Raw genomic sequence first — 25,936 nt, 5'->3', positions numbered from 1 at the left:
CAACGGCAGCCCGGGTGACATCGATTCGGCCCATCGACGGCGTGCCAGACTGGGCCGGTGAACGATGTCGTGCCGCCCGGAACCGAACTCAGCGCCCGGCTCGTGGTCACCGGGGCCGGCGGCCAGGTCGGCCGGGAACTGCTCGGGCTGGCACCCACCTGCCGCGCGTATACCCGCTCCGCGCTCGATATCACCGATCCGGCGGCCGTGGAATCGGCACTGCATCCGGGCGATATCGTCGTCAACTGTGCCGCGTACACCGCGGTGGACCGGGCCGAATCGGATCCCGAGGCCGCCTTCGCCGGCAACGCGACCGGTCCCGCGGTCCTCGCGGCCGCCTGCACCCGGGTGGGTGCGCGGCTGCTCCATCTCTCCACCGACTATGTGTTCCCCGGCACCGCGAGCACGCCGTACGAGCCCGGGGATCCCACCGGACCCGCCACCGTATACGGACGCTCCAAACTCGCCGGGGAACGCGCGGTGCGCGAGAACTGCCCGGCTGCCCATATCGTCCGCACGGCCTGGGTGTACCGCGGCACCGACAGCGATTTCGTCGCCACCATGCGGCGGCTGGAACGGGAGCGCGACACCGTGAATGTGGTGACCGACCAGATCGGCTCCCCCACCTACGCCGCCGATCTCGCCGCCGGCCTGCTCGAACTCGCCGGCCGCCCCGAGGCGCCTGCTGTGCTGCATGCCACGAATTCCGGCCGGGCGAGCTGGTTCGAGGTGGCACGTGCCGTTTTCGCCGGTATCGGCGCCGACCCGGACCGCGTGCGGCCCTGCACATCCGCGGATTTTCCCCGGCCCGCGCCCCGGCCCGCCTACTCCGTACTGTCCGGCGCCGCCTGGCACGACGCGGGCCTGACACCATTGCGCCCGTGGGAATCCGCGCTCACCGAGGCATTGGCCGAGACCGCCCGTTAGGGTGGGGCGCTGTGAGCGCTTCCGACACCCCGGGTCGACCCCATGACCGGCCACGACTGGCCGTGGTCACGGTCACGTATTCGCCGGGCGAACATCTCGAGCATTTCATCAGCACCCTGAACACGGCGACCGCGGACAAACCACAGGTCATCCTGGCCGACAACGGTTCCACCGACGGTGTCCCGGAACTGGTCGCCGAGGCCAACGCGCATGTCCGTTTCCTATCGACCGGCGGGAACATCGGTTACGGCGGCGCCATCAACCGGGCCGTCGCCGAACTGGATCCCGACCTCGAATACGTGCTGATCGCCAACCCCGATATCCGCTGGGGCAACGACTCCATCGACATCATGCTCGAGGCCGCCCGGCGCTGGCCCCGCGCGGGCGCCATCGGCCCGCTGGTCCGGGAACCGGACGGCAGCGTCTACCCCTCCGCCCGGTCGGTCCCCGGCCTGCTCGACGGCGCCGGTCACGCCATCCTCGGCGCGATCTGGAAAACCAACCCGTGGACCCGCCGCTACCGGCAGGAAAACGAGGAGATCTCCGAACGCACGGTCGGCTGGCTGTCCGGATCGTGCCTGCTGGTACGCCGGGAAGCATTCGACTCCATCGACGGTTTCGACTCCCGCTACTTCATGTACATGGAGGACGTCGACTTCGGCGACCGGATGGGCCGCGCCGGCTGGCACAACGTCTTCGTGCCCGACGCCGAGGTCACCCACGCCAAGGGACACGCCGCCGGGCGCAACCCGGAAAAGATGCTGCCCGCCCACCACGCCAGCGCCTACCGCTTCCAGGCCGACCGGCATCCGCACTGGTGGCAGGCCCCGCTGCGCTGGGCGTTACGGGCCGGACTTGCGATTCGCTGCCGCATTGCGGTTCGATCCGCACTGCGTGCCCGGCAGCAGGAACTCGCCGGCTGACCGGACCGGCCACCGGCCCGGGTCGCGAGGAACGGATGGAACAAGGGAGCTCCATGGCATCACAAGCAGACGCGGTCATCCTGGTCGGCGGGAAGGGCACCCGGTTGCGGCCGCTGACCCTGTCGGCGCCGAAACCGATGCTGCCGACCGCCGGGGTGCCGTTCCTCACCCATCTGCTGTCCCGTATCGCCGCGGCGGGACTCACCCACGTGGTGCTGGGCACTTCTTACAAGGCCGAAGTCTTCGAGGAGCATTTCGGTGACGGAGCCGATCTCGGCCTGCAGATCGAATACGTCACCGAAACCGAACCGCTGGGCACCGGCGGCGGTATCCGCAATGTGCTGCCCCGGCTCACCGCCGACAACATCATGGTGTTCAACGGCGACGTCCTGGGCGGTACCGATCTGCGGGGCATCCTGGAAACCCACGAGACCACCCAGGCCGACGTCACCCTGCACCTGGTACGGGTGAGCGACCCCCGCGCGTTCGGCTGCGTACCGACCGATGCGGACGGCCGGGTCACCGCGTTCCTGGAGAAAACCCAAGATCCGCCGACCGACCAGATCAACGCCGGTTGCTACGTGTTCCGGCGCGAATACATCGAAAAAATACCGGCCGGCCGGCCGGTATCGGTCGAGCGGGAGGTTTTCCCGGCGCTGCTCACCGAAGGCGCCCGAGTGCAGGGCCACGTCGACGCCTCGTACTGGCGCGATATGGGCACACCGGAGGATTTCGTCCGCGGCTCGGCCGACCTGGTGCGCGGTATCGCCCCGTCCCCGATCCTGCCCGGACAGCGTGGGGAATCGCTCGTCCACGAGGGCGCCGGGGTCGCGCCCGGGGCATTGCTGATCGGCGGTACGGTCGTCGGCCGCGGCGCGGAGGTCGGCGCCGGCGCCCGCCTCGACGGGGCGATCCTCTTCGACGGCGCCAAAGTGGAAGCGGGCGCCACGGTGGAACGCTCGATCATCGGATTCGGCGCCCGCATCGGGCCGCGCGCGCTGATCCGCGACGGGGTCATCGGGGACGGGGCCAGTATCGGGGCGCGCTGTGAACTGCTGCGCGGCGCTCGGGTGTGGCCGGGGGTGGAGATTCCCGACGGCGGGATTCGCTACTCGACCGACGTGTAGTAGCACCCAGCGGCGCCGCCGCGCCTGAGCTGCCTTCGAACGTTTCGCCCGCCGAAAACACCAAGGCAGCCGGCGGCGGAGCCGAGTCGACCGAGACCCCTGAAAGGTTTCGCCCCAAACACCGACGCAACCGACAGCGGAGCCGAGTTCAGCGAGGCCCTGAAAGTCCGGCCCACCAAAGCACGAACGCAACCAACGGCGGAGCCGAGTTCAGCGAGGCCCTGAAAGGTTTCGGCCCGTCCATGCTGTCCGTGCTCGATGCGATGCGGCGCAGCCGCGAGCATCGAGTGCGGACAGCATGGACCAAGGGGGCCGAAACCCGCGGCGCCGCAGGCGCCGCAAAAAGACAGAGCTCAGGCGAAGCCTACGGCTCGTTCTCCCCAGGCGGTGAGTAGCTCACCTTCCGGGTCGCCGACCACGCGGTCGACGGTGTCGATGAGCAGGGTTTCCCGCGATTCGGGGTGGTAGGGCGGCCAGTGTTTGGAACCGTCGAGCGCGGCGGGTACGCCGTGAGCGGCGAAGGCCAGCCAGCGGCGCATCATCCGGCCCGAGACCTCGGTGGCCTGGCGGCGGCCGCCCAGCCAGAACGTGGGGTCGTGGTCGAAGGTGCCGAAGTTGCCGAAAATGTAGGGCAGTTCGGTGGCGTGCCCGGCGCCGACGCGGGCGGCGCGCAGCATGGGGGTCGCGTGATCGAAGCGGTACATCCAGGTGCGGGAATGCTGGGCATGGCCGTCGGCCACCCACAGGGCGGGCATCCGGAACGCGGCGTCGGTGGACATGGCCAGGGCGCCGCGCGGCTTGGCGAGGTCGGGGTATACGCGGGTGATCTCGGCGATCCGTTCCGCGGACAGGTCGGGATGGCCGGCTTGAACCTGTTCGAGCATGGCGTTCACCGCTTCGGGGGTGACCGGCATGATCGGCGAACGGAACAGCCGGAAAAGCGACGCCTCGTCCTTGTTGGTGCCGATGATGAGCGGCACCCGATGCGAGCGGCCGTCGCGGAACCGGTCGGTGGGGTAGCCCGGCAGCAGATCCTCGTCCACCACCGGCGCCGCGGCGAGGGTGCCGGGGGCCTCGAGCGGGACCTCGTCGATCAGCACCGCGGCCGCGCGCACGATCCGCTCGATGGGGCAGGTGAGTAGTTCGGCCGCGCGCGACCTGGGCAGTTCCATCAGTTCCAGGAATCGGTTCGCCACCCCGGCCGCGCGTTCCCGGCCGTAGACGGTGGTGGCCGGCGGGCTCTGTGCGATGGCGCGCTGGAACAGGCCCGCGGCGCGGGGTGCGGTGAGCAACGCGGTGACACAGCCGGCGCCGGAGGATTCGCCGAACAGGGTCACATTGCCGGGGTCACCGCCGAAACCGGCGATATTGTCGCGGACCCATTCCAGGGCGGCGAGCTGGTCGAGCAATCCCAGATTGGGCACGAACTCGTCGTGCAGCGAGGACAGGTCGAGGAAGCCGAAAGCCCCGACGCGGTAGTTCACGGTGACGACCACGACATCGCCGGACGCGGCGAGGTGAGCACCGTCGTAGACGGCCTGCGCGGCCGAACCCAGGCAGTAGGCCCCGCCGTGCAACCACACCATCACCGGCCGCGGTTCGTCGGCGGTCGCGGCCGGCGCCCAGACGTTCAACCACAGACAGTCCTCGCCCATCGACAGCGAACGGTCCATCGGGACGGTGTTGTCCATATCCTGCGGAGCGATCGAGCCGAAGGCGACACAATCGCGAATCCCGTCCCAGCGTTCCGGTGCCCGTGGGGGCTGGAACCGGCGCGGACCGGCCGGTGCGGCGGCGTACGGGATCCCTCGCCAGACCGATACCGCGCCCGCCCGGGTCCCGCGGACCGCGCCGAACTCGGTCCGGGCCACCGGTGCGGACCCGTCCACTCCAGGCGTTACCTCGAAGCACTGGACGTTCATCACAGACCTCCTCTACCTGTGCATTCGAGGGTACGACCGAACTGGTTACAACTCGGTTCCGGAATTATCGCGTTGCACCGGAAAAACCCGGGTTGCGACAGCTCTAGAATTCGGGCATGCCGAGTTATGAATTCCGGTGCCGCAGCTGCGGCGATACCTTCGAGGTCAACCGTCCGATGGCGCAGGCGTCCGATCCGGCCGTATGCCCGGATGGCCACGACGACACCGTGAAACTGCTCACCACGTTCGCGACGACCGGGCGAGCCGCGACACCGGCGATATCGGCACCCGCTCCGACGGCCGGCGGGGGCTGCTGCGGTGGGGGCTGCTGCGCCTGAACTCGGCTCCTCACGAGCACCGATAAAGCATCTTCCCCGACGGGGCAGGAGGCCGGTCCGGTGGCGGTCTGCCGGGTTGTCCAGCTCAGCTGTCCGATGTCTCGGTTTTCGAGGTGTGTCCGCGGTCGCTGTGGCCCAGATCGCGCGCGGGCGCAATGCGATCGCGGACGCGCTGTTTCAGTACCACGATTTCGGGGAAGCCCCCGTCGGTTTTACGCTCCCACACCTGGTCACCGTCGACGGTGATCCGGAAGACCCCGCCCTCGCCGGGGATCAAAGCGACCTCGCCGATATCGGTGCCGAAAGTGGTCAGCAGTTCCTGCGCCATCCAGCTCGCCCGGAGCAGCCAACGGCACTGGGTGCAGTATTCGATGGCGATACGCGGCATGGCGTGCACACTACCGGCGGCTCGGCGCGGGGCCGGTCGAGTTGCGCGGTCGCGACTCATTCCACGATATCGCCGTCGACATAGCACCAGGCGCCGTCGACGCGAGTGAATCGGCTGATCTCGTGTAACCAGCCGCGACCGCCGGGGTCGCGGTAGTGGGCGGTGAATTCCACGGTTCCGGTTCGTTCGAACGGGCCACCACCGGTAACCGCGTGGATCTCCAGGAACAGCCAGCGCCGGTCGGGGTCTGGGTCCAGCCGTTCGGGCCGGGTACCGGCATACCAGGATCGATGCAGGTAGCCGGTGTCGCCGAGCGCGAAGGCGGTGAACCGGGAACGCATCAGCGCTTCGGCGCTCGGGGCCGGTCGTCCGGCCAGCAACGGACCGCAGCATTCGGCGAACACCTCGCCGCGGCGGCAGGGGCACTGTTTCGAATCGTCCACGGCTGACGATTCTGCGCGGTCTGTGCAGAACGCGGCCGCCGGGCCGGGTCAGCGGCGGATCGTGGCCAGTTCCCCGGCGATACGCGCGGTGTCCTCCCGCCACCGGCGCAGCTCGGAAACACTCGGCGCCAGCTCGGTGTCGTGGTGATGGGCGGCATGGGACAGGGCGGTCCACAGTGCAGCCGTCCGCGCCGCAACGGACGGGCCGGCGACAACCCGCAGGGCCAGCAGCTGCGCGCGCATCGGGCAGCGTGCCAAGCCGGGTTCGGTTCGGGTCCACAACTCGTCCACCGATTGTTCGAGCGCGATACGCAGAATCCATGCAGTCGCCCGGGACCACACCGCCCCGGCGGCGGGCACCGAACCGTCGAGCAACCGATCGACCACGGCCAGGCGCTCGGCCACGGTGAGCCGCGGAAGCCGGGGTTCGACGGGTCGCGGGCTCGTCGACCGGCCCGAACGCCGGGACTTCTCTGTCGTCCCCCCGCGGGGCTCTCGCTTGCGGACCCGTCGCCGCGATACACGCCGCGCTGATCCCGATCCGCTCGGCGGCGTCACCGAGCCGTCATCGGGACCGAACTCCCCGGACGCGGCGGGCGATGCGTGACCCGCACCGGATATCGCCCGGCCTGCCGAGCCCGCCAGGGGCGATCCGCCGCCTACCGGAGGCAACACCCGGCCCGGCAGGGGCGGCGATCCGCCGGGTGTCCGGTCGGTCCCGTGCTCGTCGGCGTCGCCCGGGATCATCCGGCCAGCCAGTTCACGAAGCGTTCGGTCTCGGCGATCAGGTCGGACAGATCGCGCGCGATCGGGATATGCGCGCCGGCCGTGGCGTCACGGAGCACCTCGACTGCCCATCGGCCTTCCCTGGCCAGCCGTTTGTTCAGGTCCTCGATCCGCCGGCCCGGCCCGAGTACCGCGAGCGTGACCATGGCCCGGGTGGATTGCGCGCTGTCGATCCGGCGCTGCACTTCCGAATGATCCATCCCCTCAGCGAGCAGCACCCGTTTCGCGCGCGCCAGACTGGCCGCCTCCAGGGCCGAACGGCAGCAACTGGCCACCAGTTCATCGGATATGGCGGACGGCAGCTGGGGGGTCCGCAGCAGGGCGCGCGCGTCGTCGAGGTAGCGGTGCACCGGATCGCTGGACAGCCTGATCTCCACCACGGAACGTTCCCGGCGCTGCACCTCGAGGATCCGGGCGTCGATCTGCATCCGGCGGACCGCCTCGGCGAGCCGGTCGTCGTGGGTGAACACCACCACCTGCCGGTCCCACGCCACGGTCGCGAGGACGCGCGCCAGCCCGTCCACCTTCGCCGGATCCATCGCCTGTACGGGGTCGTCGATCACCACGAATCGAAAGGGACTGGCGCCCACGGTGGCCCGGGGCAGGAACAGGGCCAGGCCGAGCGCGTGCAGTTCCCCCTGACTCATCACCCCGAGGGCAGCCCCGTCCACGTCATCGACGGTGACGTCGAGCTGGACCCGGCGGGCACTGTTCGCGTTGCCCTGTAGCCGGATCCCGCCGAGCTCGACATTGCTCTGCTGGCGCAGGCTCTGCCAGACCCAGCGGGCGGTACCGGCCAGCGGGGCGAGCCGTTCGTCGCGGACATGGGCGGTGGCCGCTTTCAACCAGACCTCGGCGGCCCGGGCGGTCTGCAGTTGCGTCGCCTGCGCGTGCACGGTCCGGGCGAGTTCGAGCCAGGTACGCAGACGCGGAACCAGCGGCGTCCAGGCCTGCTCGAGGCGGTCCAGTTCCTTCGCGGCACGCTGCTGCAGGAAACCGAGTTCGCCGTACAGCCGTTGGTGGACGACCCCGAGGGAATCCGGATCCGGGTCGGGGGATGCGGTGAGCCGGCGCCACTGTGCCCATGTTTCACGCAGGGCGGCGGTATCGAGGCAGGCCGCTTCCGCGGTCGTCAGTTCCGTGGGTACCGCCCCGATCGCGGCGCGCAGTTCGGCCAGTACATCGCTCAGTTCGGCTTGTGCGCGCACCAGGCCGGCGGTTCGTTCCGCGAGCTCGTCGACGGCGGCGGCGGTTTCGGACAGCCACCGCCGGTCCAGGCTTCCCCGGCCGCACACCGGGCAGGGGCATGCGTTGCCGGGTGCGGTCACGGAGTCCGGTATTCCGGCGGCGAGGCGATGGCCCGGGGCCGCGGTCAGGTGCTGCTCGGTTACGTGGGAGTACGCGGTTCGCAGTAGATCGAGAACACGCAGATCGGCTGCCGATTCGGGTGAGGTGGCCACGGTCACCGCGGTCCGGGCGGCGCGGAGCCGGATAAGCAGCTTCTCGATCCGAGGCGCGGGGGGCAGTTCGATGGCCGCCAATGCCCGCAGCGCGGCCGGTTCTGCGCCGCCGGTGGTATCGGACAGCAGGCGTTCCAGCTCCGCGAGATCGGGTTCGGGCCGGCGCAGGATCCGTTCGGCGCGCACGGCCCGCCGGTCCGTGATACCGGGCAGCTCGGCCAGCAGCAGTTGGCGATCGCGGCGGGCCGTGCGGGCCGCGCTCTCCATTTCCAGCCGCACCGAACGGATGTGCTCGTGCGCGTCGATGAGATCGTCCAGGCCCAGCAACTGGTGCAGGGCGTCGAACAACTCGCTGGGCTTTCCGTCGACCAAGGCGCCGAGTTCACTGTAGGACAGGAACGGCCGATACAACTCCATCGGCGGCGCCCACCGGTCGGCGGGAAACGCGGTTTCGGCTGCGCCGGCCCGGCGCTGGACCCACCGGCCGCCGGCGAGCGGTTCGCCGTCGGCCCACGAACGGGCAATGGTCAGCGCCGGTGCGGGGCCGTCGGCCCGCAACTCCAATTCGATGCGAACCGGGCCGCGGCGATGCAGGTTGCGCCAGCCTTCCCGCCAGGCGGCGGAACGACCGTCCCACCGCCGATTCGCCCCGGTGAGTGCCAGTTCGGCAGCCTCGGCGAAACTGGATTTACCGCTACCGTTACGGCCGGTGACCAGGGTGAGCCCGGGCCCGGACGGTATTTCCAGCACGGCTTCGGGACCGATCCCGCGGAAGCCCTCGACACGGATGGCGCGCAGGAACAGACCGCTGAAATCGAAGGCACTGTCGTCCGCGGGAGGCCGGTCGCCGGCCGGTGCCGAGGCGGCGAGCGCGGCCCGGACGATCTCGGCGACCTCGGCCGGCAGCTCCGGTTCCGCGTCGAGTTGCCGAATGATCCGCTCGCCCGGCCGGTTCGGGTTTCGCTGGGGTTGCGCACACACAGATTCCACGACTTCTCCGCCCCCTCGGGACCACACGCGCTCCCCGGTCCCGGGTGTGATCGAACGATCGAAAGCTTTGCCGAACGCTACCGGATGACGGCTTGTTCGTGCAGGGGGAGGGATCCCAGGCGTCCCGGACGGTATGGCGGAGACGGTTCCGGGACCGGCTGTGCGAGGCAGGAGGCGAACCTGCCCGCGGGGATGGGATCTGGTCATCGGCCGCTGCGACTCCGGCCGATGGCCACCCCTCGCCAACCCCGTCGGGCAGCTCGTTGGTGTCACCCTCCAGGGGTGGCTCGGTCGGGCCGAACAGGACAGAATGCCAGAGAAAGCCGCATTGCGCAAGATCAGCTGTATTGCGAATACCTCTCGGCGACAAGCTCTTCCAATCCGCCCCGGCGGTGAACCGTTCGTGTCGGTGCGGTGCGATACAACTCTGCGGACCGCAGGAAACGGGGGCACGATGATCGAACGATACGGACGCACCGGATGACGGCGCGGTGGCCGGAGAACCAGGTGACAGCGCTCGCGCCGGATACGAGTTCGCTCACCGCCGCGCGCCGGCTCGCCGCGAAGTGGTCGGGCACCGGCTGGTGCGGGAACGCACTGTGGGGATGGTGCGAGGGCAGCGGCCGGTCGCCTTATCAGACGATCGTCGATCTGTCCGGTCCGGCGTTCCGGTGTAGTTGTCCGAGCCGGAAATTCCCCTGCAAACATGCGGTGTCGTTACTGCTGCTGTGGTCGGCGGGAACGGTGGGCGAAACCGGCGAAACGGCCGATTTCGCCGCCGAGTGGATCGAACGCCGGACGGCGGCGGCCGCCACCCCGAAGAAGAACCGCGTGCCGAGCACCGCCGCAGCGCGGCAGCGATACGAACGGGTCGCCGCCGGCACGTCCGAACTGAAAACCTGGCTGACGGACCAGATCCGCACCGGGCTGGCCCAGACGGACCGCTCCCCGGCCGCGTTCGAAGCCGTGTCCGCGCGCATGATCGACGCGCAGGCACCCGGTATCGCCGCGGCGCTGCGCCGATTGCCGGCGGCGGTGGTAGGGCGGTCGAACTGGCCCGAAGTGGTGCTGGGACGATTCGCCTGGCTGCGCTTACTACTGGCAGCCCACCGGCAACTGGACACCCTGCCGGCACCGTCGGCCGCCACCGTCCGCACCCATATCGGTTATCCGACGGCAGCCGATGCCGTACTCGCCGAACCGGAGGTGCGCGACCGGTGGGTCACGCTGGGAATCCGTACGAGCGAAGAAGAAAGGCTGCACACCCGGCGCAGCTGGTTGTACGGGGAACACACCGGCCGCTGGGCGGTACTGATCGACCATTCCCACGGCTCGCCGGCGTTCACCGGCGAGATCCCGCCGCTCGGCCTGGCAGCGAAATCGAGTCTGCACTTCTATCCGGCGGCCGCACCGCTGCGGGCCCTGACCGGCCGGGCCGATACCGCCGCGCCCACGCCCGATACCGCCGCGAACGCAGTGATATCCGCGGCCGGCACCATCTCCGATGCGTTACGCGCCTTCGCCACGGCGGCCGCGGCCGATCCCTGGCTGGAATCCTGGCCGGTGCTACTGCGCACGGTCGTCCCGATCGGCCGGGCCGGCGACTGGATGCTGGCCGAACCCGGCGGTACCGCGCTGCCCCTGGTGGAACCCGCCGAACCGGAGCGGCTGCTGGCCCTGTCCGGAGGCAGGCCGATCACCGTTTTCGGCCTGTGGACGGGCCGGGCATTGGAGGCCGTATCGGTGCTCGCCGGTGCTGAGTTCCACGATGCCGGTCCCGTTGCCGATACCGCCCATACCGCCTTCACCGCCACTCCGGAGGCGGCCTCGATCGCCTTGCTCGGCACCGCCCGGGGCGCCGCCGCGCTGCCATCGCTGCCCGGCCCGGTCGCCGCGGCGGCCGCGGCACTACCCGGCCCGGACGCAGCCGGCCGGCTACTGGACGCCACCGCCCTGGAAATATCGTGGTCGCGTGGGGGATACGTAGCCAAGCACGCCGGCCCGGTCCCGGAGCCCGCCACCGAGGATCCGCGGTCGGTGCTGCCCGCCGCCGCAGCCGATCGGCTGGCGCTACTGATCGAATCCCGGCCGGAATACCTTCCGGAATGGTTCGCCGCCGCCGCACCACACGGTTTCCGCGCACCCGACCGACTGGCGGGACAACTGCTCGACTTCGCCGCCCGCGACAGCGTCCTGCGGGAAGCGGCACTGCAACTCGCCGGTGCCCGGGGCCGCTGGCTGGCGGGCCGTATTCCACGCTGGCACGGTCTGGTCCGGCGCGATATCGCACAGCCGGAGCCGGGTACCGAAACCTGGCGACTCGGGTTGCCGCCGGACCGGATCCGGTGGCTGACCGCACTCCGCCACCGCGACCCGGCCGCCGCGCGCGGCACCTTGGCGGCGGCCTGGCCACGGGAATCCGGCGCACCGAAAGCCGAACTGCTGGCTGTCCTGGCCGACGGCCTGGGCCCTGCGGACGAGGCCCTACTGGAACGCGCCTTGCGCGATCGCCGCGGCGATGTGCGCCGGACGGCCGCCGGACTGCTGGCCCGGTTGCCCGATTCGGCCTTCGCCGCCCGGATGGGCACGCGCGCCGCGGCCTGGCTGAAGTACCGAGCGGCCGAAGAGCCGGAGCAGACCGCCGAGCTGATCGTGGACATCCCGGAAACCCTGGATGAGGACGCCGTCCGCGACGGTTTCACCGATAACATTGCGGAATTCGGTTACCGCTGGAACGGGCAGCCCGATTCGAGTGCGGCCCGCCTGCGCAGGCTCGTGGCCGATCTCCCGCTCGGCACGTGGACCGCCACGCTGGGTCCCCCGGGCCGGGCGGTGGCGGCCCGCATCGACGACCGGTTCCGCCAGCCGCTGTTCGACGGCTGGATGGACGCGGCGCTCACCCAGCGTGATCCCGCATGGGCCGCCGCCCTGTTCGCCGCGGGTACTCCGTCGAACGCGGCGATTCTGCGCCGGCGGGAATTGTTCGCGCTGATTCCGGCCGCCGATCAGGTACGCCACCTGGTGCGCTTGGATGCCTCGTGGCTGTCGGAAATCGAATCGCTGTTGCCGGCCGTGGTCCGGCCGTGGCCGGACGAAATCGCCCGGCACCTGCTGCATCTGTTCGCCGAACGGGCCCGGGCAGCCGAACGCCGCCCGGGCGCACCGGGCACCGGACCGTCCGCACATCGATCCCTGTTGCACACCGCCGCCCGCCATATGCCGCCCGACTGCCAACCCGCGGCAGTGGCGCTCGCGACCCGCTGCACCGACAGCGATTGGGCGACGGCACTCGACCTGCTCGCCCATGAACTCCACCAACGATCCGTAATGCTCGAGGAGCTGAATTGACCACCACCGCGACCGCCCCGTCCGAGCCGTTGCTGCGTCCGCACGCCGAACAGGCATTCGCCGGCGAATTGCGTGCGCTCGCCGCCGCCGACGACCGGCCTCGACCGCCGTCGTGGAAGCTGTCGCCGTGGGCTGTGGTGACCTATCTGCTCGGCGGCACCCTCGACGATGCAACGGTGATCACCCCCAAATACGTCGGCCCGCGCCGGCTCATGGAGGTCGCGGTCGCCACCCTCGCCACAGATCGCGCGCTACTGCTGCTGGGTGTTCCCGGGACCGCGAAAACTTGGGTTTCCGAACATCTTTCGGCTGCCGTGAGCGGCTCGTCCACGCTGTTGGTCCAGGGCACCTCGGGCACCGCCGAGGAAGCCGTCCGGTACGGCTGGAACTACGCCCGGTTACTCGCCGAGGGCCCCAGCGACGCTGCCCTGGTGGCCTCGCCGGTCCTCACCGCCATGCGCACCGGAGCCATCGCACGACTCGAAGAACTCACCCGTATCCCCTCCGATGTGCAGGACGCGCTGATCACCGTGCTGTCCGAGAAAACCCTGCCGATCCCCGAGCTCGGAACAGAAGTCCAAGCCACCAAGGGGTTCAACATCATCGCCACCGCCAACGATCGCGATCGCGGTGTGAACGAACTGTCCTCGGCACTGCGCCGGCGGTTCAACACCGTGGTGCTGCCGCTGCCCGGCAGCGAGGGCGAGGAGATCGATATCGTCACCCGCCGAGTCGCGCAACTGGGGTCGGCGCTGGAGTTGCCCGAGGTACCGGCGGCGGCCGAGGAGGTGCGCCGGGTGGTACGAATTTTCCGGGAGCTGCGCGCGGGTGTCACGGCCGACGGCCGGACCAAACTCAAATCACCGTCCGGAACACTGTCGACCGCCGAAGCCATCTCGGTGATCACCAACGGAATGGCGCTGTCGGCCCATTTCGGTGACGGCGTCCTGCGGGCCGCGGATATCGCGGGCGCGGTGATCGGTTCGGTGATCAAAGACCCGGTGGCCGATTCGGTGGTGTGGACGGAGTACTTGGAGGCCGTGGTCCGCGAACGCGACGAATGGTCCGATTTCTACCGCGCCTGCCGGGAAGTCACCGGATGAGCGAGTCAGGCCCGGAGGCGGTAGCGCAGCGTAACCACGCAGGGCCCTCGCACATCCGAGATCTACACAGCATGAGCGAGTCAGGCCCGGAAGCGGCAGCGCAGCGTAACCACGCAGGGCCCTCGCACATCCGAGATCTACACAGCATGAGCGAGTCAGGCCCGGAAGCGGCAGCGCAGCGTAACCACGCAGGGCCCTCGCACATCCGCAATCAACACAGCATGAGCGAGTCGGGCGAGACCCGGGTCTACGGAATGCGGCACCACGGGCCCGGTTCGGCCCGTTCGCTGCGATCGGCGCTCGAAGAGTTCCGGCCGGATATCGTCCTGATCGAGGGGCCGGCAGATGCAGACCCGCTGGCCCGCCACATAGCCGCCGATATGATGGAACCGCCGGTGGCGCTGCTCGGTTACGTTGCCGACGAACCGGCGCGCGCGGCGTTCTGGCCGTACGCGGTGTTCTCTCCGGAGTGGCAGGCACTGCGTTACGCCGTCGGGAACGGTATACCGGTACGGTTCTGCGACCTACCCGCCTCGGTGGCGCTCGCGGTCGACGACAGGCCGGGCGGCCGCGATGCCCTCGCCGAACTGGCCGCCGCGGGCGGCTACGACGACGCGGAGCGCTGGTGGGATGCCGTGGTCGAATCGAGCACCGACGCCGCAACATTCCCCGCCATCACCGAGGCCATGGCAGCCCTGCGCGAAACCGCCGGTTCCGCATCGTGGCGACCCGAGGATCCAGAATCCTGCCTTTCGTACCGGCCGGGGAAGGCAGCGCACGAATCCACCGGCCCACTACCGACGGGATCGCAGGTCGACGACCATGTCGCAGCAGGTGGCGGCGAGTCGACCCCCGGCGACGGCGGCCCCGGACCGCTGGTTCTCGATCGGTACACACTTGTCCGCGAGGCGCATATGCGGCAGGTGCTGCGGCAGGCCCGCAAGGACGGCGCCGGGCGGATCGCCGTCGTCTGTGGCGCGTGGCATGCTCCCGCACTGTGCGATCCGCTCGGCCCGGCGAACGCCGATCAGCGCCTGTTGAAGGGCCTGCCGAAGGTCAAGGCGAAGCTGACCTGGGTGCCCTGGACGCATTCTCGGCTTGCCGCGGCCTCCGGTTACGGTGCGGGCGTCACCTCTCCCGGTTGGTACCACCATCTGTTCACCGCCACCGAGCATCCGATCGCTTCCTGGCTCACCAAGGTCGCGCGGCTGCTGCGCGCTCATGATCTGCCGGTGTCCAGTGCCCATGTCATCGAAGCCGTCCGGCTGGCGGAAACTCTTGCCGCCCTGCGGTCGCGGCCGCTGGCGGGGCTCTCGGAGGTCACCGAGGCAACCCGTGCGGTGCTGTGCGAAGGCGACGACACGGTGTTGCAGCTCGTCGGTGCGGAACTCGTCGTGGGTGAGGCGCTCGGCGCGGTCCCGGCCGACTCTCCGACTGTGCCGTTGGCGGCCGATCTACATACTCAGGCGCGCTCGCTGCGCCTGAAACAGGAGGCGCTGACGCGAACCGTGGACCTGGATCTGCGCAAAGACCGCGATATGGCCAAATCACGGCTGTTGCATCGGCTCCGGCTGCTCGGTGTGGACTGGGGTGTTCCCGCGACCGGCACAGCCGGCACCACCGGAACCTTCCGGGAGACCTGGGAGCTGCGCTGGGAACCGGAATTCGCGGTACGGGTGATCGAAGCGGCCCGCTGGGGCACCACTGTGCAGGCGGCCGCCGAGGCGAAGATCCTCGATGCCGCGGGCCGGGACGGCAGCGGGGTGGCCGACCTGACCGACGCCCTGGAATTCGCGCTGCTGGCCGAACTGCCGGGCGCCCTAGACGGTTTGATCCGGCGGCTCGGATCAGCGGCCGCGATCGACCACGACATCACCCATCTGCTCGCCGCACTGCCGGGTGTGCTGCGCACCCTGCGTTACGGCGATGTGCGCGGGACCGATACCTCGGCACTGGCCCAGGTGGCCGACAGCATGCTGGTACGGATCTGCGCCGGTCTCCCCGCGGCGGTCACCGGGCTCGGCGACGAAACCGCCGCCGCCCTGCGCGCCCAGCTCGATACGGTGAACACCGCGATACACACGCGCGACGACACCGAAGCCACCGCACGATGGCTGGCGGCACTCACCCGGCTGGCCGACCGGCCGGATACCCACGGGATGCTGACCGGCCGGGTGGTCCGGCTGCTCTGCGACGCCGGCCGGTTCGAACCGGACGAGGCCGCCCGCAGGCTGGCCGCGGCACTGTCCATCGGGCATACGGCGGCCGCGAAGGCGGCGTGGGTCGATGGTTTCGTCGGCGGCCGGGGGCTGGTGCTGGTTCACGACCGCGCCCTGCTGGGTCTCATCGACAGCTGGCTCGCCGGACTCACCGGCGATCAGTTCATGGAGGTGGTGCCGCTGTTACGCCGTACCTTCGGTGCCTTCGAGTCCGGCGAGCGCCGGGCAATCGGGTCGGCCGTCCGCAATACCGGCGCGGGCGCCCCGGCGGCCCGCACCGACATCGATTCCGAACGCGGCACGCTCGTATTGCGCGCTGTCGCGGAAATCCTGGGGGTACCGGTATGACCAGCACCGCACCACAATCGGCCACGGAGGCGGAGCGGCTGCGCCGGTGGCGCCTCGTCCTCGGCGCCGCGGCCGATCCCGCGCTCGGCGAGCTCACCGGTGCGGACGATACGGCCGTGGACAAGGCGCTGGGGGCCGTATACGACGGGAATCGCGGGGGCGGCCGGACGGGCGGGGACCGGTCCGGTGGCCTCGGCGGATCGGCGCCACGGGTGGCTCGCTGGCTCGGCGATATCCGCACGTATTTTCCGTCGACCGTCGTCGAGGTGATGCAGCGGGACGCCGTGGAACGGCTCGGTCTCACCCAGTTGCTGCTCGAACCCGAGCTCATGGAGGCGGTCGAACCGGACGTTCATCTGGTCGGCACGCTGATCGGCCTCAACCGGGTGATCCCGGAGACCACCAAATCGACCGCCCGGATGGTGGTCGGCAAGGTCGTGCAGGAGATCGAGGAACGGATCGCCGCACGGACCGTCGCTGCGGTGAGCGCAGCGCTGAACCGGGCCACCCGCACGAGCCGGCCCAAACCACGCGATATCGACTTCGATCGAACCATCCGTAAGAACCTCGCCCACTATCTGCCCGAGCAGCGCACCATCATCGCCGAACATCTGGTCGGATACGGCCGGCGGTCACAGGCAGTGCACCGGGACGTGATCCTGGCCATCGATCAATCCGGGTCCATGGCCTCCAGCGTCGTCTATTCCTCGGTGTTCGGCGCGGTCCTGGCTTCCATGCGGGCGCTACGCACCTCGCTGGTGGTCTTCGATACCGAGGTCGTCGATCTCACCGATAAGCTCAGCGATCCGGTCGACGTGCTGTTCGGCACCCAACTCGGCGGCGGCACCTACATCAATCGCGCCATCGCCTACTGCCAATCGCTGATCACGCGTCCCGCCGACAGCCTGTTCTTCCTGATATCCGATCTCTACGAGGGCGGCGTCCGGGAAGAGATGCTGCGCCGGATCAACGCGATGAAGGAATCCGGCGTACAGGTGGTGGTACTGCTGGCACTCTCCGACGACGGCGCGCCCTCCTACGATCGCGAGAACGCCGCCGCGCTCGCCGCGCTCGGCGTTCCCGCGTTCGCCTGCACGCCGGACCGTTTCCCGGACCTGCTGGCCGACGCCCTCAACCGCGGCGACCTCCGCAGCTGGGGCACCGACCGGAGATAGCTCGTCAAATATCGGCGATGGCGGCCAGCGGTGGGGTGCGGGCGGCACGCACGGCGGGCCAGAGCGCGGCCAGCACACCCACCACCGCGGAGCCGATCAGCATGTACACCAGCTGATCCCATGGAACCGCGATCTGATCCAGGCCGAGATCGCGCAGAGTGCGCAGGAATCCCACACCGAGCCCGAGACCCAGCACCGCGCCGACCAGCGCACCGAAGACCGCGATGAGCATGGATTCCAGATAGATGGTGCGCCGGACCTGCGACCGCTGGGTGCCGACCGCGCGCAACATACCGATTTCGCGGCGTCGCTCCACCACCGACAGCGCGAGCGTGTTCACAATACCGAGCACCGCGATCACCACCGCCAGGGCCAGCAGGCCGTACAGGATCGCCAGCATATTGTTGATCTGTTTCGCGTTCTCGCCCTTGAATTCCTCCCGGTCCTGTACCTGGACGATCACGAATTCCTCGGTCGCTCGTTCCAGATCGGTCCGCATCGCGGCGAGATCGGTCCCCGGTGCCGCCTCGATGAGCACCGCGGCCTCGGTCCGCAGGGAAACCGGCATGGCCTTCTCGTAGACCGCGGACGGCACGATCAGCGGCCCCAGCACCTGCGAATCCACGTACACACCGGCCACGGTGAGCGGAATTTCGGCGCCGCCCAGGGTGGTGATCACCAACTGTTCACCGGCGCCGACCCCGTGTTCGGTGGCCTCGTCCTCGCCGAGCAGAATTTCCGAATCTCCCAGCGATGCTGTACCGCTGAGCATTTCGATATTCACGACTTGTTCGAGCGGGCCGTCGGGCGAGGTGCCGAACTCGTCGTCGTCGCCGATCTTCAGCGCTACCCCGCGCAATCCGACGACGGCGGCGGCCGCGGGCACCTTCTCCTGGACCGCATCGCTCGCGCCGGCCGGTACGCCCATCATCGGCGGTCCGGCGAGGACATAGTCGGCCTCCACCCCCTGATCGACGAGCCGGGAAATGCTGACCTTCGCCGATTCGCCGAGCATCCCGATCGCGGTGACCAGCATCAGTCCGAGGGTCAGCGCGAACGCGGTGGCCGCGGTGCGCCGCGGATTGCGGATCGCGTTGTTGCGCGCCATCTGTCCGATCGGGCCGAACGGCCGGATGAGCCAGCCGAGGCCGGCCAGGACGGGCCGCGACAATGCCGGAGCGGCGAACAATACCGCGAGGATCAATCCCAGCGCCCCGACCCCGACGACCGCCGCCGCTCCGCCGCCGGTGTTCCGGGAACCGAGCACCACCAGCACCACGCCCACGACCGCCAGGACCGCCCCGGCGATCGTGCGGCCCCGCAGCGAATCGCCGGCGGAGGCGAACTCTTCCCGCATCGCCTGTACCGGCGGAATCCGGGAGGCACGCCGGGCCGGTGCGTATGCGCTGACCACGGTCACCAGCAACCCGACCACGAACGCCACCAGCACCGTGCGCGGCAGGACGGCCATCGTTCCGGTCGGCAGTCCGAGATCGAAGGCGTTCAGTACCGCGGCCAGTCCGTAGGCGAGCGCGATACCCGCGAGCAACCCGAGCAGGCTGCCGATGACCCCGACGATCAATGCCTCGGCGACCACCGACCGGCCGACCTGCCCGCGGCCGGCGCCCACGGCACGTAGCAGCGCCAGTTCCCGCAGTCGCTGCGCCACCAGCATGGAGAAGGTGTTGTAGATGATGAAGGTGCCGACGATCAGCGCGATGGCGCCGAACGCGAGCAGGAAGTAGTTCAGGAAGTTCAGGGCCTCGGAGATCTCGGCCTTCATCTCCGCGCGGACCTGGTCGCCGTTCTGCGCCTTGTAGTCCGGGTACAGCATGGACAGCCGGTCACGCAAGGTATCGCCGGGGATACCCTCGGCCGCGATATCGAGATAGGCGACGTGGGTGCCGTCGGTGAACAGTTCCCTGGCCTGTGCCTCGGTGAACTGCACACCGATGAAACCGCCGGTATCGGTGGCGGGCGCGTAGAGGCCGGTGACGGTCACGTCGATCGGGCCGCCGTGCGAGGGAACCAGCACTTTGGTGCGATCACCCACCGCGAGGCCCGCGCGTTCGGCGGCGCCGGTGTTGAGCGCGATCTGTCCCGGTTCGGCCGGCGGTACGCCCGCGACGAACGGGGACGGTTCGGCGACCGATCGCTCGGGTGGCAGATAGGCCAGCCCGTAACTCGGTGCCCCGCCGGTTTGCACGGCTTTCTTCCCGGCCGGGTCGAGCAGCACCACCGAACCCTCGATACCGGGCGCCACCGTACGGACCCCGTCCATGGCGGCCACATCGTCGGCCACGTCCTGGGGGATCCCGGGCGACTGTCGTTCCTCGGGACTCAACCGGACGTCCACCCCGGCGGCCTCGTCGGCGAAGATTCCGTCGAAGGTGCGCTGCAGGGTATCGGTGAAGACGAACGAGCCCGCGATGAACGCGGTGCCGAGCACCACGGACAGCAGGGTGAGTGCCAACCGGACCTTGTGCGCGGCGAGATTGCGCAGGGCGACGGTGCGCATGGGATGTGCGGCCACTACCGGCTCTCCTGCGTGTTGTGGGGGCGCCTCGCACCCCGGTCGGACCGGCCGGCTCCACGATGGTGCGTCACCGGGCCTCCAGTGCCTTCATCCGGTCCAGTACCGTCTCGGCCGTCGGATCGCGCATCTCGTCGACGATCCGGCCGTCGGCCAGGAAGATCACCCGGTCCGCGTACGCGGCGGCGGCGGGTTCGTGGGTGACGATGACCACGGTCTGGCCGAATTCGTCCACCGCGGCCCGCAGAATCGACAGCACCTCGCCGGAGGACCGGGAGTCCAGGTTGCCGGTCGGCTCGTCCCCGAAGATGATCTCCGGTTTCCCCGCCAGCGCCCGGGCACAGGCGACCCGCTGCTGCTGCCCGCCGGACAGTTCGCTGGGCCGGTGGCCGAGCCGGTCCTCCAGCCCCAGCCGCTTCAGCACGGTCGCCAGCCACTCCGCTTCGGGCCGGCGGCCGGCGATATCCAGTGGCAGGGTGATGTTCTCCAGCGCGGTCAACGTCGGGACCAGGTTGAACGCTTGGAAGACGAACCCGATCCGGTCCCGCCGCAGGGCCGTCATCTCTTTGTCGGAGAGGTCGGTGAGCTCGGTATCGCCGATCCGCACCTGCCCCGAACTCGCCGCGTCCAACCCGGCCAGGCAGTGCATGAGGGTGGATTTACCCGAGCCCGACGGCCCCATGATGGCGGTGAATTCCCCGCGGGCGAAATCGACCGATACCGCATCCAAGGCCGTGACCCGGGTATCTCCGGACCCGTAGACCTTCGTGAGTTCGATGGCACCGGCGGCGACGGCGGACCCGGGCCCGGGCCCGGGCGAGTCCGTATCGACAGCATGAGCAGTCATGGGTCCAGTCTGTCGGGCGGCGCCCGCTCGCGCCATCCGGGATACCCCTGACCCCGCACCCGGCGCTGTCGTCCTCTGGTAGCGGGGCGTACGACTTCGCTGCGTTCGATATTCGTCCCGCGGGGTACCAGTGCCCCGGTCAGCGAGACCCACTACCGACCCCGCCACCGCGGCAGCACCGCGCCCAGCGCCTCCGAAACTCACACGGCAACGCCGGCCGAGCCCCATGAGATCGCAGCTACCGAACCCAACGCAACCAGCGGTGTCGGCGGAGCCGAGTTCAGCGAGGCCCGGAAGGTTTCGGCCCGCTGACGGCGACGCCAAGGGGCCGAAACCCGCGCCGCCGCAGGCGGCGCAAAAAGACACAGCTCAGTTCAGTGGTGCCGACTTCCACCAGGTCACCATCTCCGGGATGGTGCCGACGATGCCGTCGGTGTACATCAGGTACTGCGCCCGTTCCGGATGGTTGGTGAACACCGTGACCATTTTCGGGCCGTCGCTGTCCCATTTGTAGTTGGTGTAGGTGCGGCTGCCGTTGGTGTCGCTGGATTTCTCGGCCGTGGCGGGCAGGCCCTTCACCACCGAGTCCACGTCGGCGGCGGAGTCGTAGACGTAGATCCGGTAGAACGGGTCTTCGTTGTTGCCGCCGCCGTAGCAGCGCCACTGCCAGGCCCACTTGCCGAAGTCGGGTTCGCCGTCGTCCGGGGTGGGGGTGTAGCCGTCATCGGTTTCCCAGCATTTCGCGCCGTCGTAACCGATCTCCTCGTCCTTGCTCGCGGGGACCAGTTCCGGGAATTCCTTGCTGATCGAATCCGCGTTCGCCGGGACCGCCGCGACGGTGGTCTGGGTGCTGGTGCCACCCGCCTGGTTGCCACTGCCACCGTCGTCACCACTGCTGGAGGCGACTGCCACGACACCGATCACCACACCGATCAGCACCACGAGCCCGACACAGATGGCGACGATGAGTCCGGTATTCGACTTGGCCGGCGGCGGCCCGCCCGGCGGCATCTGCCCCATCGGCTGCGGATAGCTGGTGGGCTGGGTGTAGGCACCGGACCCGCCGCCGTACGGGCCGGCCGGGTTCGGATATCCAGGCCCGCTGCCGTAGGGGTGCTGGCGCATATCCCCGACCGGCGGCTGCTGGAAACCACTGGCATACGGCTGCTGCTGGCCCTGCTGGGCGCCACTGGTGTACGGCGGCGGCTGCTGGACTCCGCCGGCATACGGCTGGGCCTGGGTACCGCTGGCGTACGGTTGCGGCGCCGCGGTGCTCGGATACGGATTCGCGCCGCTGCTGTAGGGCACGTTCGGCGGCTGGTATGTCGCCGCTACCGCGGTGGGCGGCGGTGCCAATGGGTTGGCGGGGGAGCTCGGGGAGGTCAGCGCCTGTTTCGCGGCTTCGGCGAACTCGCTGCACGAAGTGAAGCGGTCGTCGGGGCGTTTGGCCATCGCTTTGGCCAGCACCACGTCCAGCGCCGGCGGCAGTTCGGGCCGGGCCGCGCTCAGCGACGGCGGCGGTGACTGCAGATGCCCCTGGATCACCCCGGCCGGATTGGTGGAAGTGAACGGGCCGTTGCCGGTGAGCAGCCAGTACAGCGAGCATGCCAGCGAGTACTGGTCCGAACGGTGGTCCAGGTCGGCGCCGGTGAGCTGTTCGGGCGACGCATAGGCCAGCGTGGCCGTGAAGGTGCCGGTCTGGGTGAGATGGCCGGTATCGTCGCGCAACCGCGCGATTCCGAAATCGGTGAGGTAAACGCGTTCACCGCGACCACCGGTAGAGCGCGCCAGCAGGATGTTGGCCGGTTTGACGTCGCGGTGCATCACGCCCATACCGTGCGCGTAATCCAGTGCGGAGGCGGTTTCGGCGATGATCTGCACGGCCCGTTCGGGCGGCAGTTTCTGCGGATCGACCGACGCGGCGTCGATCCCGTCGATGTACTGCATGGAGATCCACAGCTGCTCGTCCTCGAGCCCGCGGTCGTACACCGTCACGATATTGGGATGGTCCAGGCGGGCGACCAGATCGGCCTCCCGTTCGAATCTGGCGCGCACCTCCTTATCGAAGAACATCTCCCGATTCAGCAGTTTCAGCGCCGTCATCCGCGGCAGTCGCGGATGTTTCGCCAGGTAGACCGAGCCCATCCCACCCCGGCCGAGTTGCCGGTCGATGACATAGCCGGCGAAAACATCGCCGTTGGCCAGCATGTCCGCTCCAATTCCCGCCACGCCACCGGGACCCACCGGCAGCACCTGCGTAGACGAAAAGCGTGACCGGACCGCAGCGGTTCGGTCACGCGAAATCATCGAAACCATAGCAGGAGTCGATGCTCGGCCGACGGCTCTCGCCTCCGGGCAAACCAGCACCCGAGACGCCCGCCGCGCCCAGCGGGGGATCCGCGTCGCCCGGTCGGCCCCGGCTCGTGCACACCGCCGCATCGGCAGTTGCCGGGATCGGCTCCGCCGGCCACCCCGGCCGGGTGACCGGCTTCTCGCTGCGGCAGGCGCGGCCGGATGGTGGACTGTGCTGGTTACCCGGTCAAGGTGTAGCGCCGGGGCGTGGCGGCGGGGCGCCCATATCGGGCGGGTCCGAACCCGGGCGGCGGCGCAGGCCCGGCAGATCGATGACGGCCGGGTCGGCGGGTTCCGCGCGGGGCGGCCGGCCGGCCGGCCGTGGGAGATCGCCGGGACCGCGGGTTCCGGAGCCGGGTGGCCGGAATTCGTTCGGGGCGGGCGGAGGCTCTCCCGCGTTCGGCGGCGGGCGATGACCGGCACCGCCGGGTCGCGGACCGCCACCATGGGGGTGGCGGAATTCGCTGGATCCGTACGGCGGCACCGCCGGGCCCGGATGCCGGTATTCGCTGGAGGCGTACCCCGGCGGAACCACACCGGCCCGGCGGTATTCGGTGGAACGGTACGGCGGCACACCCCGCCCGCCCGGTTGCCCGAACTCCCCCGAACCGTAGCCGGGACCGCCGGGGCCGTACCGCGGTCCAGGGCGTAAGCGCACCCCGGGCCCCGGTGGGCGTCCACCGCGCGGACCCGGCGGCCGCAGCGCCGACCGGGCCGCGGCCGCGAACTCGGCACAGCTCAGGAATCGCTCGGCCGGATTCTTGGCGAGGGCGCGCGCCAAGACCTCGTCCAGCGCCGGCGGCAGCCCGGGCCGGATCCGGCTCAGCCGCGGGACCGGCGCGGTGAGATGTGCCTGGATGAGTTCGGCCGGATTGGTGCCCGGGTACGGGCCGGATCCGGTGAGCAACCAGAACAGTGTGCAGGCCAGCGAATACTGGTCACCGCGATGATCCAGTTTCGCACCCGTGAGCTGCTCGGGCGCCGCATAGGCGAGGGTCGCGGTGATGGTATCGGCCGCGGCGAGGGTGGTTTCGGCGTCCCGGACACCGGCGATACCGAAATCGGTGAGCAGCACCCGTTCCGGCTGCCCGATGGGTGGTTTGGCGAGCAGGATATTGCCCGGTTTGACATCCCGGTGCAGCACCCCGTTGGCGTGCGCGAAGTCCAGTGCGACGCCGGTATCGCCGATGATCTGCACCGCCCGGCGTGGATCCAGGACCTGCAGGTCCACCAGCGAGGCATCGGAACCGGGCACGTACTGCATCGAGATCCACAGCTGTTTGCCCTCGGCGCCGCGGTCGTAGACGGTGACGATATTGGGGTGTTCGAGCCGGCCGGCGAGTTCGGATTCGCGTTCGAAGCGCAACCGGATCTCCGTGTCGGAGTACAGGTCCGGGTTGAGCAGTTTGAGGGCCACCAGCCGGGGCAGCCGTGGATGTCTGGCGAGGAAGACCATGCCCATTCCGCCGACCCCCAGGCGCCGTCGGATGAGATAGCCCGCGAAGTCCTCACCAGGCTGGAGCATCGCCTAATTCCCCCTAATCGGGTCGTGCACGATTCTACCGGTGTATCTTCCCGCACCGCCCCGGTGCAAGGCGAGGGCCCGGTGTCGGTGGCGGCCGATAGTCTGACGGTATGCGCATTGGAGCACACGTCCGGATGGACAGCGACCCGATCGGGTACGGCGAGCAACTCGGCGCCGATGTCGTACAACTGTTCGTGGTGGACCCGCAGAGCTGGGACAAACCCGTACCCCATCCCGCCACCGAACAGATCCTCGCCAGCCCGATCGATGTGGTGGTGCACTCCTCGTATCAGATCAATGTGGCCAGTACCAACAACCGGTTGCGGATGCCTTCGCGTAACGCGGTGGCCCTGCAGGCGCAGGCCGCCGCGGATATCGGCGCGTTCGGCCTGGTCGTGCACGGCGGTCATGTGCGTTCGGAGGAGGAGATGGCGGCCGGGTTCGTCAACTGGCGCAAACTCTTCGAACGCCAGCAGGACAAAGGCGGTTTCGCGGTACCGATCCTGATCGAGAACACCGCGGGTGGAAACCATGCCATGGCCAGGCATTTCGATACGATCGCCCGCCTGTGGGACGCCGTCGGCGATTACGGCGCCGGATTCTGCCTGGACACCTGTCATGCCTGGGCAGGCGGTGAAGACCTGGTGGGTGTGGTGGAACGGATCCGCGCGATCACCGGCCGGATCGACCTGGTGCATCTGAACTCCTCGCGCGACGCCTTCGATTCCGGGGCCGACCGGCACGCCAATTTCGCCTCCGGCACCATCGACCCCGAACTCCTGGCGGAGGTGTGCCGCACCGCCGATGCACCGGTGGTGCTGGAAACTCCCGCCGAAGGTATGGCCGAGGATCTCGCCTACCTCCGCGAACATATCGCGTAGCGGCCCATACGGTCGCCCGGAGCGTCGCCGCGCACTGCAGTCACAGCGAGCAGCCCGATACCAGGACGCGTGAGCATCGGGCGGAGTTCGGATCGAACCGCTTCATTCCTCCGCCGTTCTGGCTCCGTCCAGCAACGAGGCCGGCACCTGCCAGGGCGACCCGGCCGCGGAACCGAGTCGTCCGGTGGTCCGTGTCCACCCCGGGGAAGCGGTGAGCGTGCTCTGCTGCCGACGTCTATGGCGCGCTCGACAGCCTCGTCGCCGCCGGCGGCGGGCCCGGCCGGATCCGGCCGGGCGTGAT

18 protein-coding genes are annotated in these 25,936 nt (G+C 69.5%); 9 read left to right on the top strand and 9 right to left on the bottom strand.

The window, feature by feature from the left end:
- Positions 1-57: 57 nt before the first annotated feature.
- Genes rfbD through IU448_RS17560 form a run of 3 tightly spaced genes read left to right on the top strand, consistent with a single transcriptional unit; the run spans position 58 to position 2,977 of the window.
- Positions 58-927 carry a dTDP-4-dehydrorhamnose reductase gene (gene rfbD, locus IU448_RS17570; protein ID WP_324188627.1) on the top strand — a complete coding sequence of 290 codons (870 nt, stop codon included), beginning with the start codon at positions 58-60 and terminating at the stop codon, positions 925-927.
- Between the two features lie 11 nt (positions 928-938).
- Positions 939-1,850 (top strand): glycosyltransferase family 2 protein, encoded by a 912-nt coding sequence (locus tag IU448_RS17565; RefSeq protein ID WP_280456549.1) that lies wholly within the window; start codon positions 939-941, stop codon positions 1,848-1,850.
- A gap of 53 nt (positions 1,851-1,903) precedes the next feature.
- The gene (locus tag IU448_RS17560; RefSeq protein WP_195056700.1) at positions 1,904-2,977 is read left to right on the top strand and encodes a sugar phosphate nucleotidyltransferase; all 1,074 of its coding nucleotides are present in this window, start codon (positions 1,904-1,906) and stop codon (positions 2,975-2,977) included.
- A 353-nt stretch (positions 2,978-3,330) separates the two neighbouring features.
- Here IU448_RS17560 and IU448_RS17555 read toward each other — a convergent pair whose 3' ends face one another.
- Positions 3,331-4,899 (bottom strand): carboxylesterase/lipase family protein, encoded by a 1,569-nt coding sequence (locus IU448_RS17555; protein ID WP_195056699.1) that lies wholly within the window; start codon positions 4,897-4,899, stop codon positions 3,331-3,333.
- Positions 4,900-5,015: 116 nt separating this feature from the next.
- Here IU448_RS17555 and IU448_RS17550 point away from each other — a divergent pair, with 116 nt between their 5' ends.
- Positions 5,016-5,237 (top strand): FmdB family zinc ribbon protein, encoded by a 222-nt coding sequence (locus IU448_RS17550; protein WP_195056698.1) that lies wholly within the window; start codon positions 5,016-5,018, stop codon positions 5,235-5,237.
- A gap of 85 nt (positions 5,238-5,322) precedes the next feature.
- On the opposite strand, the gene IU448_RS17545 is transcribed toward IU448_RS17550, so the two are convergent.
- From IU448_RS17545 to IU448_RS17530, 4 genes are all read right to left on the bottom strand, one after another.
- Complete coding sequence (locus tag IU448_RS17545; protein WP_195056697.1) at positions 5,323-5,625, bottom strand: SelT/SelW/SelH family protein; 303 nt, start codon at positions 5,623-5,625, stop codon at positions 5,323-5,325.
- A 56-nt stretch (positions 5,626-5,681) separates the two neighbouring features.
- Positions 5,682-6,068, bottom strand: a complete 387-nt coding sequence (locus IU448_RS17540) for a YchJ family protein (protein WP_195056696.1) — start codon at positions 6,066-6,068, stop codon at positions 5,682-5,684.
- Between the two features lie 48 nt (positions 6,069-6,116).
- Complete coding sequence (locus IU448_RS17535) at positions 6,117-6,473, bottom strand: hypothetical protein (RefSeq protein ID WP_195056695.1); 357 nt, start codon at positions 6,471-6,473, stop codon at positions 6,117-6,119.
- A 338-nt stretch (positions 6,474-6,811) separates the two neighbouring features.
- On the bottom strand, positions 6,812-9,304 hold the full coding sequence (locus IU448_RS17530) for an AAA family ATPase (RefSeq protein ID WP_324188626.1): 2,493 nt from the start codon (positions 9,302-9,304) through the stop codon (positions 6,812-6,814).
- Between the two features lie 480 nt (positions 9,305-9,784).
- Here IU448_RS17530 and IU448_RS17525 point away from each other — a divergent pair, with 480 nt between their 5' ends.
- The 4 genes from IU448_RS17525 (at position 9,785) to IU448_RS17510 (ending at position 17,497) form a co-directional block, all read left to right on the top strand.
- Entirely contained in the window at positions 9,785-12,652 is a 2,868-nt protein-coding gene (locus IU448_RS17525) for an SWIM zinc finger family protein (protein ID WP_195056693.1), read from the top strand.
- Positions 12,649-13,755, top strand: coding sequence for an ATP-binding protein (locus IU448_RS17520; RefSeq protein ID WP_195056692.1), 1,107 nt, complete (start codon positions 12,649-12,651; stop codon positions 13,753-13,755). Before IU448_RS17525 ends, IU448_RS17520 begins: the two co-directional genes overlap by 4 nt.
- A gap of 221 nt (positions 13,756-13,976) precedes the next feature.
- Positions 13,977-16,322, top strand: coding sequence for a DUF5682 family protein (locus IU448_RS17515; RefSeq protein WP_195056691.1), 2,346 nt, complete (start codon positions 13,977-13,979; stop codon positions 16,320-16,322).
- Entirely contained in the window at positions 16,319-17,497 is a 1,179-nt protein-coding gene (locus IU448_RS17510; protein ID WP_195056690.1) for a VWA domain-containing protein, read from the top strand. The genes IU448_RS17515 and IU448_RS17510 overlap by 4 nt, the downstream gene beginning before the upstream one ends.
- A gap of 4 nt (positions 17,498-17,501) precedes the next feature.
- On the opposite strand, the gene IU448_RS17505 is transcribed toward IU448_RS17510, so the two are convergent.
- The 4 genes from IU448_RS17505 to IU448_RS17490 form a co-directional block, all read right to left on the bottom strand.
- The gene (locus IU448_RS17505) at positions 17,502-20,015 is read right to left on the bottom strand and encodes an ABC transporter permease (RefSeq protein ID WP_195056918.1); all 2,514 of its coding nucleotides are present in this window, start codon (positions 20,013-20,015) and stop codon (positions 17,502-17,504) included.
- An 85-nt stretch (positions 20,016-20,100) separates the two neighbouring features.
- On the bottom strand, positions 20,101-20,877 hold the full coding sequence (locus IU448_RS17500; protein WP_195056689.1) for an ABC transporter ATP-binding protein: 777 nt from the start codon (positions 20,875-20,877) through the stop codon (positions 20,101-20,103).
- A gap of 369 nt (positions 20,878-21,246) precedes the next feature.
- Positions 21,247-23,085: a serine/threonine-protein kinase gene (locus tag IU448_RS17495; protein ID WP_195056688.1), complete on the bottom strand. Its 1,839-nt coding sequence runs from the start codon at positions 23,083-23,085 to the stop codon at positions 21,247-21,249.
- A gap of 331 nt (positions 23,086-23,416) precedes the next feature.
- A complete protein-coding gene (locus IU448_RS17490) occupies positions 23,417-24,754 on the bottom strand; it encodes a serine/threonine-protein kinase (protein ID WP_195056687.1) in 1,338 nt (445 codons plus the stop codon).
- A gap of 110 nt (positions 24,755-24,864) precedes the next feature.
- Between IU448_RS17490 and IU448_RS17485 the strand changes: the two genes are divergently transcribed.
- Positions 24,865-25,635 (top strand): deoxyribonuclease IV, encoded by a 771-nt coding sequence (locus IU448_RS17485; RefSeq protein WP_195056686.1) that lies wholly within the window; start codon positions 24,865-24,867, stop codon positions 25,633-25,635.
- Positions 25,636-25,936 lie beyond the last annotated feature (301 nt).

The sequence above is a fragment of the Nocardia flavorosea genome, assembly GCF_015477805.1.
Taxonomy (GTDB): domain Bacteria; phylum Actinomycetota; class Actinomycetes; order Mycobacteriales; family Mycobacteriaceae; genus Nocardia; species Nocardia flavorosea_A.
This window is presented reverse-complemented; position numbering and strand designations above follow the sequence as displayed.

Bases quoted from the DNA above. Each gene is read 5' to 3' on its own strand.
- IU448_RS17560 (WP_195056700.1), top strand. From the start codon at position 1,904: ATGGCATCACAAGCAGACGCGGTCATCCTGGTCGGCGGGAAGGGCACC.
- IU448_RS17555 (WP_195056699.1), bottom strand. From the start codon at position 4,899: ATGAACGTCCAGTGCTTCGAGGTAACGCCTGGAGTGGACGGGTCCGCA.
- IU448_RS17525 (WP_195056693.1), top strand. From the start codon at position 9,785: ATGACGGCGCGGTGGCCGGAGAACCAGGTGACAGCGCTCGCGCCGGAT.
- IU448_RS17490 (WP_195056687.1), bottom strand. From the start codon at position 24,754: ATGCTCCAGCCTGGTGAGGACTTCGCGGGCTATCTCATCCGACGGCGC.
- IU448_RS17515 (WP_195056691.1), top strand. From the start codon at position 13,977: ATGAGCGAGTCGGGCGAGACCCGGGTCTACGGAATGCGGCACCACGGG.
- IU448_RS17495 (WP_195056688.1), bottom strand. From the start codon at position 23,085: ATGCTGGCCAACGGCGATGTTTTCGCCGGCTATGTCATCGACCGGCAA.
- IU448_RS17510 (WP_195056690.1), top strand. From the start codon at position 16,319: ATGACCAGCACCGCACCACAATCGGCCACGGAGGCGGAGCGGCTGCGC.
- IU448_RS17500 (WP_195056689.1), bottom strand. From the start codon at position 20,877: ATGACTGCTCATGCTGTCGATACGGACTCGCCCGGGCCCGGGCCCGGG.
- IU448_RS17550 (WP_195056698.1), top strand. From the start codon at position 5,016: ATGCCGAGTTATGAATTCCGGTGCCGCAGCTGCGGCGATACCTTCGAG.
- IU448_RS17505 (WP_195056918.1), bottom strand. From the start codon at position 20,015: ATGCGCACCGTCGCCCTGCGCAATCTCGCCGCGCACAAGGTCCGGTTG.
- IU448_RS17545 (WP_195056697.1), bottom strand. From the start codon at position 5,625: ATGCCGCGTATCGCCATCGAATACTGCACCCAGTGCCGTTGGCTGCTC.
- IU448_RS17485 (WP_195056686.1), top strand. From the start codon at position 24,865: ATGCGCATTGGAGCACACGTCCGGATGGACAGCGACCCGATCGGGTAC.